Raw genomic sequence first — 3743 nt, 5'->3', positions numbered from 1 at the left:
TCGACATAAATCAGGATCAAACTGCTTACCACATTCTTTTTCAAACAGCTCAATCACCTTATCTAAAGGCCAAGGATCTTTATAGCAACGCTTACTCATTAAGGCATCAAATACATCAGTAATTGCAGTAATTCGGGCAAAAATATGAATTTCGTCAGCAACCAATTGATTAGGGTATCCTTTTCCATCCCATCGCTCATGATGTTCAAGGGAAATTCTAGCGGCTGATTGCATAATTTCTCCACCAGACGCTAATAATTTATAACCAATTTCAGTGTGCGTCTCAATAATAACCCTTTCTTCTTGGCTTAAACGCCCTGGTTTATCTAATATCGCTTCAGGTATCCCAATCTTACCTACATCGTGCATTGGACTAATTACTTCAATTAGCCTGTACTCTGATTTAGGTAGTTCATATATTTTCCCTAACAGCCGTGACATTTTAGCTACTCGCCGAACATGATTGCCCGTTTCTCCTGAGCGAGTTTCAATCGCCTCACCAAGAACTTCAATCATCTCTTTTTGAACTGTTAAGGTTTTATTTTGCAGTTCTAATATATGCGTTTTATTTTCGTTTAATTCTTTTTTACGCAATATAGCAATGTATTGGGTAATGATAATTCCAAGTAACATTATTACTAATAAAGCAGTAACTGTAATAATATTTCTATTTTCATAGAGATAAGAGTAAGGTTTATTAACAATACTTGAAGCGTATGGTAGATTTTTTCTCTTTAAATTGAACCTATCTACCATTCTAGAATCAAAAAGATAACCTTCCCAACTGGAAGAAAAGCCAGAAACTCTTTCTGTAATGGTGAAATCTAATTTTTTACTAAGAGATTGGATCGATTGAATACCTAGTGAATAAGAGCGGTTTACATAACCTCCAAATACACCATGGCCAATATAATGCTCCCAAAAAACAAAGATAGGAATAGTGCTGTATTTTGATAAAACCGAAGCAATAGCCGCATAATCATAGTATCGATCTTGGTTTAACTCAGTATTATAATGAGTTAGAAACGCGACAGAATCTCTTGACGCTGTAGATAAGAAAGAGGCTGCATCTTCTAAAGATTTATCACTGATGATTTGAACGGTTAACTGAGGAAATTGCTCTGCTTCAGCTAAGAAGTGCTGACGAATTAATTGAGAGGTTAAACTATTATCACTCAATAAGTATATCGTTTTTACTTTAGGAAAGAGCGATTGCGCTAATTCTAAATTTTTAGCTATATGATCACGCTCATAATAGATTGTTAAGCGTTTTTCTAGCGTACCTAAATTAGGAGAAAGATTATTGATCCCGACAGCAACAAGAGGAACATTTGGATAGAGATCCTCAGCATGTTCAATTAAAAAATTGAGAGCATTATCATCAGAAACCACCACGGCATCAAAATAATCTATCTTATATTTAGTATTTAAATAACTCTTATATTCTGTTTGATATATTGCGCTATCAACACGCTTAAAATCCATATACTCAATAGATAAGCGTATGTTTTTACTTGAATTTTTTATAGCATTTTTAATGCCTTCCTCTATATTCATCGTCCACTCATAAGATGGACTATAAGAATGCAAAACAAGTAAATTAATCGGCTTTTCAGTCTCTATCGATTGTGCAGAAGAAACCGATGAGATTAAAGAAAGAAAAGCCACTAATAGTAAGAAGGGATAACGCATATTTTCATGCTCATTACAAAATCGATTTATACTCGGATACAAGACGTAAATGTATGATCCGTGAAAGCAGACTGTTGCTCCATAACTGCACTTAAAAATCCATTTCTATCTAAAACATCACTTGTTATAGCAACGTCTGAAACATACATAACATTATCTGCAACTTGAGATAAACAAGCAGCGATAGGCTTCATCCCATCAAGAGCAACAAATAATTGATAATCATCGCATAAATCAATTTGTGTTAAAAATTCGAGTACATCGTCATACTCAACATTCCATTGACTTGCTACCGTCATCGCCCATCGAATAGTTAAACGATGCTCTGTAACCTGTAAAACAGATATATTGTCAGCGAAATCTGAAGAAATGTACGAATATTCTTCCGAATTTAACGTCTCTTGATTTAAGTAGACATCACGACCTTTCACACTTTCTGGTGTAGGAAACTCAACATTAACTTGATTTGCAAGCCACGCCTGTTTTTTTACATAGAATGTTTCTGAGTTAATCATCATATTACCTACAAAAAAGGATGGTTACCCATCCTTTATTTATTTAAATTTATAAGTTTAAGAACGCAAAACCTGCTTCATAAGCTTCTTGTTGAAAACCTTTAAGACCAATTTCTTTTACTCGCAGCATTTCTGGCGCGCGTTTAAGACTAGCTTTTTGATCCATTGCTGATAAAACTTCAACCTCAACAGTGTCAATTAGCTGAATTGCAGCTTCTAATTTAAAGCCAACAGCACCGCCGGCAAACTTACCTTTCATTACGCGTTCTTTAATTACAACGGTTTCTACTTGGTAGTCTTCCATCAATTTTTTAAATTTAAACTGAAAATCACGGATAGATTCCGTTTTTGATGGCTCAGTAATATCAAACTTAGAAACACGACAATCTGGTAGGTCAATCATGCCATCTGATTTATTAATTAAACAGATGATTGCTTCATTACCTTTAAGCTCTACGCCACATACTTTCATTCTAAAATCCTACAATGTCTTGAACCTATTGATTATAGGCTTAATTTAATTAAATAGATACGTTGAATCTAACAATAAAAATGAGACGATAACAATCATTGCCCCCAGATATTACAAAAATCTGGCACACACATTCTCTGCTGCGATGGCGAGCTACAACCGCTTAATAAAATAACCATAATAGCGGCTGTAATTATTTGTTTTTTCACAATATGTTCCTATATGTGCATTCTATAAAATAGATAATAATACACTTTAAACTAATTCAGAAACCAATTTGTTACTCGGCTCATACACATACACCTAATTATTCTATGTTAAAGTGATGCTCGAATCGAATAACGCTTATGCTACACTCTTTTATATCGTATAAAATCAGAGAATCTTTAATGAAAAAAATTATTTTTGCACTAACTCTCACAACAATGCTTACGGCTTGCTCAGATAATGAAGTTGGTGACGTATCACTTGGTATGTTTACCATGAAAGATATAAAAATTTCAAACTTGGATGATGAGAAGATTCCAGGAGTAACTTGCCATATCGCCTCTGTTGAAGCTAATTTGAGTTTTTCCGATCCAAGTGATAGTTCTATTTCTTGCCGTCAAACTGGTGACATTACCCCTGAGATGATTGCAAGCATCGACAAAAGTAAATCTGGTGAAGTAGTATTTAAGCAATCGAAAAGTATTTTCTTCAAATCTATGAAAGTTAGACGTATCTACGATGCCGATAACCAGACCCTACTCTACTTGTCGTACACGACTAAAGAGACCGAGGGTAGTTTTAAACATAGCTTGTCTACAGTGCCATTGTGGGGAACTAAGGCATACCAAGAGCAATTAACTACTGCTGAGTAATATAAATAAAGAAACTGGATGGTGATGTACCCTATCCAGTTTCTTTCATTTTTCTACCAGTCGATTTTCAGCACCGTAATTTCAACACGTCGATTACACTTACGACCTAACAGCGTTTCGTTATCACATAGCGGAAGATATTCACCAAATCCACGTGAGTATAACTGAGAGGCATTCAGCTTATTTGCTAATAAATAGCGACGA

General features: G+C 34.8%; 4 protein-coding genes. 1 reads left to right on the top strand and 3 read right to left on the bottom strand.

The window, feature by feature from the left end:
• The 3 genes from Q1K78_RS17080 to Q1K78_RS17070 form a co-directional block, all read right to left on the bottom strand.
• A partial coding sequence (locus Q1K78_RS17080) for an HD domain-containing phosphohydrolase (protein WP_300181613.1) occupies positions 1-1692 on the bottom strand: 1692 nt, incomplete at its 3' end.
• Positions 1693-1718: 26 nt separating this feature from the next.
• A complete protein-coding gene (locus Q1K78_RS17075) occupies positions 1719-2210 on the bottom strand; it encodes a hypothetical protein (protein ID WP_300181611.1) in 492 nt (163 codons plus the stop codon).
• Positions 2211-2256: 46 nt separating this feature from the next.
• Positions 2257-2679, bottom strand: a complete 423-nt coding sequence (locus tag Q1K78_RS17070; RefSeq protein WP_300181609.1) for a DUF3010 family protein — start codon at positions 2677-2679, stop codon at positions 2257-2259.
• Positions 2680-3068: 389 nt separating this feature from the next.
• Between Q1K78_RS17070 and Q1K78_RS17065 the strand changes: the two genes are divergently transcribed.
• Entirely contained in the window at positions 3069-3539 is a 471-nt protein-coding gene (locus Q1K78_RS17065; RefSeq protein WP_300181607.1) for a CreA family protein, read from the top strand.
• The last annotated feature ends 204 nt before the right edge of the window (positions 3540-3743 follow it).

Source organism: uncultured Aliivibrio sp., assembly GCF_946479765.1.
In the GTDB taxonomy this organism is placed as follows: Bacteria; Pseudomonadota; Gammaproteobacteria; order Enterobacterales; family Vibrionaceae; genus Aliivibrio.
The sequence above is the reverse complement of the archived record's forward strand: the minus strand, read 5'-3'. Positions and strand labels throughout refer to the sequence as shown.

Coding starts and splice junctions, on each gene's coding strand:
- Q1K78_RS17070 (WP_300181609.1), bottom strand. CDS start 2,679: ATGAAAGTATGTGGCGTAGAGCTTAAAGGTAATGAAGCAATCATCTGT.
- Q1K78_RS17075 (WP_300181611.1), bottom strand. CDS start 2,210: ATGATGATTAACTCAGAAACATTCTATGTAAAAAAACAGGCGTGGCTT.
- Q1K78_RS17065 (WP_300181607.1), top strand. CDS start 3,069: ATGAAAAAAATTATTTTTGCACTAACTCTCACAACAATGCTTACGGCT.